This is a genomic window from Sandarakinorhabdus sp. (assembly GCF_031430775.1).
GTDB lineage: Bacteria > Pseudomonadota > Alphaproteobacteria > Sphingomonadales > Sphingomonadaceae > Sandarakinorhabdus.
Window position 1 is genome coordinate 36626 of the sequence record NZ_JANPCD010000077.1, and the last position, 6403, is coordinate 43028.

5 protein-coding genes and 1 pseudogene are annotated in these 6403 nt (G+C 63.9%); 1 reads left to right on the forward strand and 5 read right to left on the reverse strand.

Going from position 1 to position 6403, the window contains the following annotated elements; translation table 11 throughout:
• Positions 1 to 20 precede the first annotated feature (20 nt).
• Positions 21 to 938 (forward strand): cysteine synthase A, encoded by a 918-nt coding sequence (cysK, locus tag RMQ73_RS04595; protein ID WP_310496881.1) that lies wholly within the window; start codon positions 21 to 23, stop codon positions 936 to 938.
• Here the strand turns inward: cysK and RMQ73_RS04600 are convergent.
• From RMQ73_RS04600 to RMQ73_RS04620, 5 genes and pseudogenes are all read right to left on the reverse strand, one after another.
• Positions 905 to 1735 (reverse strand): metallophosphoesterase, encoded by an 831-nt coding sequence (locus RMQ73_RS04600; protein WP_310496882.1) that lies wholly within the window; start codon positions 1733 to 1735, stop codon positions 905 to 907. The genes cysK and RMQ73_RS04600 overlap by 34 nt on opposite strands.
• 36 nt (positions 1736 to 1771) lie before the next feature.
• A complete protein-coding gene (locus tag RMQ73_RS04605; protein ID WP_310496883.1) occupies positions 1772 to 3037 on the reverse strand; it encodes an NADH:flavin oxidoreductase/NADH oxidase family protein in 1266 nt (421 codons plus the stop codon).
• 84 nt (positions 3038 to 3121) lie between these two features.
• Positions 3122 to 5311, reverse strand: a complete 2190-nt coding sequence (locus RMQ73_RS04610; RefSeq protein WP_310496884.1) for a 3-hydroxyacyl-CoA dehydrogenase NAD-binding domain-containing protein — start codon at positions 5309 to 5311, stop codon at positions 3122 to 3124.
• Positions 5308 to 5730: a hypothetical protein gene (locus RMQ73_RS04615; RefSeq protein ID WP_310496885.1), complete on the reverse strand. Its 423-nt coding sequence runs from the start codon at positions 5728 to 5730 to the stop codon at positions 5308 to 5310. The genes RMQ73_RS04610 and RMQ73_RS04615 overlap by 4 nt, the downstream gene beginning before the upstream one ends.
• Before the next feature lie 3 nt (positions 5731 to 5733).
• Positions 5734 to 6403 (reverse strand): annotated as a pseudogene (locus RMQ73_RS04620) (acetyl-CoA C-acyltransferase); the annotation flags it as partial.

Sequence of the window (6403 nt, forward strand, 5' to 3'; positions counted from 1 at the left end):
GTTCAGACCGGAGAACAGGCATGAAGGCACAATCGATCCTCGAAACCATCGGCAACACGCCGCACATCCGGATGAACCGGCTGTTCCCCGACGCCGAAGTGTGGATCAAGTCCGAACGCTCCAACCCCGGCGGCTCGATCAAGGACCGTATTGCGCTGGCGATGATCGAAGCGGCCGAGCGCGACGGCAGCCTCAAGCCCGGCGGCATTATCGTCGAGCCGACCAGCGGCAACACCGGCATCGGGCTTGCGATGGTGGCGGCGGTCAAGGGCTACCAGCTTGTGCTGGTCATGCCCGAATCCATGTCGCTGGAACGCCGCCGGCTGATGCTGGCCTATGGTGCCAGTTTTGACCTGACGCCGCGCGAAAAGGGCATGAAGGGCGCCATCGCCCGCGCCATCGAGATCGTGGCGGAAACCCCCGGCTCATGGATGGCCCAGCAGTTCGAAAACCCGGCCAATATCGAAGTCCACATCCGTACCACCGCGCTGGAAATCCTGAACGATTTTGCCGATGCGCCCATTGACGCCATTGTCACCGGTGTCGGCACCGGCGGGCATATCACCGGCGTCGCTCAGGCACTGAAGCCGCATTGGCCAAAGCTTCAGGTGTTCGCCGTCGAACCATCGGCCTCGCCGGTCATTTCGGGCGGCCAGCCCAGCCCCCACCCCATCCAGGGCATCGGCGCCGGCTTCATCCCGGCCAATCTGCACACACAACTGCTTGACGGTGTGATTCAGGTCGAAGCCGCCGATGCCAAGGCGATGGCACTGCGTTCGGCGACGGTCGAAGGCATGCTGGTCGGGATTTCATCCGGCGCGACGCTGGCAGCCATTGCCGCCAAGCTGGGGGAACTGCCCGCCGGCGCGCGGGTACTGGGGTTCAACTATGACACCGGCGAGCGCTATCTTTCGGTCCCTGACTTCCTGCCGGCCTGAGCCGGCACAAGGTCCACCACAACGATTTCGGGCGGCACACCCAGCCGCAGCGGCACCAGCGTCGTGCCCAGCCCGGAATTGACGATCAGCGTCTGGCGGCCTTCACGAAACAGCCCGCGCCGGTGGCGCGCGATATACTCGGTCGGCAGCCAGGCGAGGCCGAACAGGCTGATCTGGCCGCCATGGCTGTGGCCGGACAGCAGCAACTGCGCATGCTGCGGCAGGCGCGCGAAGAAATCCGGTTCGTGGCTGGCGGCGATGACAGGCTTGCCGGGCGGCACGGCGGCGATGGCGTTGTTCAGGCCATCGATCGGGTCCACGCCGATCAGCAGGTCATCAGCGCCGGCCAGCACCAGCGGGCCAAGATCGACAGATGCGCCCGCAAGCAGCCTGACCGGCGTGCGCGCCATGACACGGCGCAGCCAATAGGGTTCATCATGGTTGCCCGGCACGGCAAAAACACCAAGCGGCGCCTTGAGCCCGGCCAGCGGATACAGCGCATCTTCAAGCCGGATATCGGGCCAATCGACGATCTTGGCGCCGGCATAATCGCCGGTCAGGACCACCAGGTCGGGGCGCTCGGCATTGGCGCGAGCGATGATGCGCCGCAGCCGCACCGACGGCATGTCGATCCAGCTGAAATGGATGTCCGACAGATGGACGATGCGCTGCGGCTGCGCCAACCCGGTGATGGGGACGCGGTACCGGGTGATGACCGGGTCCTGCACCGCAGTGGCAAGCATGAACAGGCCCGCAGCAGTGCCGAGCGCCAGCATCAGGAATAACAGGCGTCTCATGGTCACGGCTTTGGCGCTAGCAGCGCGTCCTGTCCATCAGCTTCGCGCCTTGTTCTCGCGGTTTTCGGCCAGAAAGGCATTGAACGGGTTCAGCCCGCTCACCGCGTCACGTCCGGAGGCAATGTGGCGCAATTGCTGGTAATACCAGCTTTGCGCGGCAAAGCCGTTCATGGTGCGGACCAGCTTGATCGGCGAGCGCGGCCCCAGCCAGCCCGGACCGATGGCGAGGCTGTCTTCGGGCCGGGGCAGTTCGTCGCTGTGCCCCTCAAGCAATTCGGCGACGCATTCGGGGGCCGCGCACAAGGGCCGGCCAACGCCGACCATGGCAATGCCGTTTTGGGCGGCATTTTCCATCGACCTGAGCGTGCGAAACCCGCCGGTGACCAGCAGCGGCGGCGTCTGTCCGGTCATCAATGCCTTGGCCAGATCGACGAAATAGGCTTCGCGCGCCCGGGTGCTGGCCTGTGCCGGTTCATCGCGCGCCTCCAGCCCTTCCATGTCCATCATGCGCGGCTGTTCATAGGTGCCGCCGGATATTTCGAGCAGGTCGACACCAAGATTCTTGAGCCAGCCGGCGACGGCGATGCAATCGTCAAAGGCAAAGCCGCCTTTCTGGAAATCGGCGGAGTTGAGCTTTACGGACAGCAGGAAATCCGCGCCGGCGGCGGCGCGCACGGCCTTGACGGCCTCCACCAGAAAACGCGCCCGGTTTTCAAGGCTGCCGCCCCAGGCATCGGTGCGGCGGTTGGCCAGCGGCGAGAGGAACTGGCTGATGAGATAGCCGTGCGCGGCGTGGACCTGAACGCCGTCGAAGCCGGCCTCGCGGCTGACGACTGCGGCATGGGCAAAACGGGCAATGAGCACGGTGATTTCGGATTCAAGCAGCGGCACCGGCATGCCGAACTGGCCGCCCGGAAGCGCCAGCGGCACCGCGGACGGTGCCTTGGGGCTGGGGTTCACCGCCTTTTGAGTCTGGCGGCCGGCATGGCTGATCTGCACGATGGCGCGCGTGCCGTCGGCGCGCGCAGCTTCGGCCCAGCGCGCCCATGCCGCTTTGGCATCTATCGTAAGCGGGCCATCGACTATGACATTGCCGGGGCGTTCAAGATGTGCGCGGTCGATCTGGACGTTGCCGGTTATCGACAGACCCAGCCCGCCAGCGGCCCAGCGCCGATACAGGCGGACATGGTCCTGGTTGGGCAGGCCGTCGCGGCCGGCCAGGCCTTCGGTCATCGCCGCCTTGGCTATGCGGTTGCGAAGGGTCTGGCCCGATTTCAGCGAAAACGCTTCGGCGACTTTCATGCGGCATCGACCCCTGTTCTGGCGGGCAGGCTAATCGCGCGCTGCGCCGCTGCCAAGCTGGGGCGCGCCCCGGCCCGGCAGTTTTCACGCAGCCTTGGCCATGGCGCGGCCATAAAAGGTCTCACCCTTGGCCGCCATGTCACGGAGCAGCTGCGGCGGGCTGAAGCGCTCGCCGTGCGCCTGTGCCAGCCGGTCAAGCACGGCGACGACTCCGGCCAGCCCGACTGTGTCCATATGGCTGAACGGCCCGCCGGTGAACGGCGCAAAGCCCCAGCCGAAAATGGCCCCCAGATCGCCGTCCTGCGGCGTTTCCAGCACGCCTTCGGCAAAGCAGCGCGCGCATTCGACAAGCTGGCGATACAGCAGGCGTTCCTTGACGTCTGCCGGTGTCGGCTGCGTTTCGGCGAGGGCGCCGGCGACGGTCTGCACCAGTTCAGGCCAGAGATGCTTCTTGCCGCCTTCGGGATAGACGTAAAATCCCTTGGCGTTCTTGCGGCCCTGGCGGCCCAGTTCGTGCATCTTGGTGATGACCGCGTCGGCGGGGCCGGGCTTGTAGGCATCACCCAGATCGGCCTTTGTCTGCTGGCCGACCTTGTAGCTGAGGTCGAGGCCGACCTCGTCGTTCACCGCCAGCGGCCCGACGGGCATGCCCATCTGCCTTCCGACATTCTCGATCAGCGCCGGCACGGTGCCTTCGCCCAGCAGCGCCAGGCCTTCCTGCACATAGGTGCCAAAGCAGCGCGAGGTGTAGAAACCGCGGCTGTCGTTCACTACAATCGGCGTCTTGCGGATGGCGGCGACATAATCCAGCGCCTTGGCGATGGCGGCCGGGCCGGTCTGCTTGCCGACGATGATTTCCACCAGCGGCATGCGTTCGACCGGCGAGAAGAAATGGATGCCGATGAAGTTTTCCGGCTTGCTCCAGGCCTGCGCCAGGCCGGTGATCGGCAGGGTCGAGGTGTTGGAGCCAAAGATGGTGTCGGGGCCGACCACAGCCTCGGTGGCCTTGGTGACACCGGCCTTGATTTCGCGGGTTTCGAACACGGCCTCGATGATCAGGTCGCAGCCGGCGAGATCGGCGTAATCGGCGGTCGGGTGGATGCGATCGAGGATGACCTGCGCCTTGGCCGGGTCCATGCGCTTTTTCGCCAGCCGGTCGGCGGTGTACTGCTTGCCCTTTTCAGCCGCAGCAAGATCACGGTCGAGCAGCACCACTTCGATACCGGCCTGTGCCGTCACCATGGCGACGCCGGCGCCCATCAGCCCGGCGCCGAGCATGGCGATCTTCTTGGTTGGCATCGGGGCAATGCCGGCGGGTCGGCGCGCGCCCTTTTCGGCGGCCTGCTTGGATACAAACAGACTGCGGATCATGTTGCCGGCCTGCGGGTCGGAGACGACCTTGGCGAAATATTTGGATTCGATGCGGATGGCGGTGTCCATCGGCACCTGGGTGCCTTCATAGACTGCGCTCAGGATCGCCTTGGGTGCGTTCATGTTGTCGCCGGCGTTGACATGCGTCATCGCGGTGCCGCCCATGAACGCCTGGGCAAAGCCCGGCGCCATGGCGCTGGCGGGGCCGCCGGGGAATTTGAAATTCTTTTCGTCCCATGGCTGCACGCTCTTGGTCGGGTTGGCCTTGACCCAGGCCTTGGCGGTTTCGACAACGTCTGCTGCCGGCACCACCGCCTGCACGACGCCAAAGCTGAGCGCCTCCTGCGGGCTCATGTTCTTGCCCTGCAACAGATACATCAAGGCCGGCTGCACGCCCATCAGGCGCGGCAGGCGCTGTGTGCCGCCGGCGCCCGGAAACAGCCCGACCATGATCTCGGGCAGGCCAAGCGTGATCTTGGGATTGTCGGCGATGACGCGGTAATGGCAGGCGAGGATGAACTCCAGCCCGCCGCCCAGCGCGAGGCCGTTCACCGCCGCCGCCACCGGCTTGCCGCAGGTTTCCAGATCGCGCAGCAAGCGGTTGAGGCTGAACACGCCGTCGAACAGCGCGGCCATCTTGCTCTTGCCTTCGGGGAGGCTTGCGCCGCCTCCGAACAGCGCGCCCATGCCCTTGAGGTCGGCGCCGGCCATGAAGCCGCTGGCCTTGCCTGATGTGAGCACGGCGCCCTTGACGGCATCGTCGGTCTTCAACCGCACGATGGCGGCGGCGAGGTCGCGCTGCACCTCCGGCGTGATGACATTCATCGATTGCCCGGGCACATCGATGGTGAGCAGCAGGATGCCATCGGCATCGAGTTCGGAACGGATTGCGGTGTCGGTCATGTCAATTCCCTCACTTCTTGCGCATCTTGTGCGATCTGCCGGTCAACAAGCTGATAGTATAAGTTCGGCATATTTAAAGGGCGGGCCGGCGTACCTAAACAGTCTTTAACATATACTTGTACGGTCCAGTCATCGTAGTCGTAGCAGTCCCATTCAAACCAAAACCAAGCAAGATCATCTAGCTTGTCTGCTGTGAGGCGACTCGTATTTTCAACTTCATAAATAATAATCTGTTTTGCTGTAGGATCAAATTTGTATGCATCAGGCACAAAAGTGCTGAGCGTGAAATTTGAAAGATCCGCGTTCGGAAGTGAACCAACAAGCTTCCTGACGGCAGTCCAAAAACCTTTAGTGTGAATCGCGGCGTCTGCATCTGCGAGTTCATTTATCGTCTTTTGGTGCGGACCATTCTGAGCCAAGATCTATACTCGCTCGATAATCGTGCCGGTGCCCATCCCGGCCCCGACGCACAGGTTGATCAGCGCGGTGCCCTTGCCGGTCCGCTCCAGCTCATCGAGCACCGTGCCGAGGATCATGCCCCCGGTCGCCCCCAGCGGATGCCCCATGGCAATCGCCCCGCCATTCACATTGATGCGATCATGCGAAATATTCATCGCCTGCATGTACCGCAGCACGACCGACGCGAACGCCTCGTTCAATTCGAACAGGTCGATGTCGTCCTTGGTCATCCCGGCGCGCTGCAACACCTTGGCCGCGACGAACTCCGGCCCGGTCAACATGATCATCGGCTCGGAACCAATGCTCGCCATGGCGCGAATCCGCGCCCGCGGCTTCAAACCATATTTCTCGCCCATTTCCTTATTGCCGATGAGCACGGCGGAGGCGCCATCGACGATGCCCGATGAATTGCCGCCGGTATGGACATGCTCGATGCGCTCGACCTCGGGATATTTCATCAGCGCAATGGCATCGAAACCCGGCATCTGCTCACCCATCGCGGTGAACGCCGGCGCCAGCGAACCCAGCGACTGCATGTCGGTCTGCGGCCGCATATGCTCGTCATGCGCCAGCACGATTTCACCGATGACATCGCGCACCCCGACGACCGAGCCCTTGAACCGCCCTTCGCTC

What these genes read in the sequence shown, in the direction of transcription:
- cysK (WP_310496881.1), top strand. Translation starts at nt 21, where the DNA reads ATGAAGGCACAATCGATCCTCGAAACCATCGGCAACACGCCGCACATC.
- RMQ73_RS04600 (WP_310496882.1), bottom strand. Translation starts at nt 1,735, where the DNA reads ATGAGACGCCTGTTATTCCTGATGCTGGCGCTCGGCACTGCTGCGGGC.
- RMQ73_RS04605 (WP_310496883.1), bottom strand. Translation starts at nt 3,037, where the DNA reads ATGAAAGTCGCCGAAGCGTTTTCGCTGAAATCGGGCCAGACCCTTCGC.
- RMQ73_RS04610 (WP_310496884.1), bottom strand. Translation starts at nt 5,311, where the DNA reads ATGACCGACACCGCAATCCGTTCCGAACTCGATGCCGATGGCATCCTG.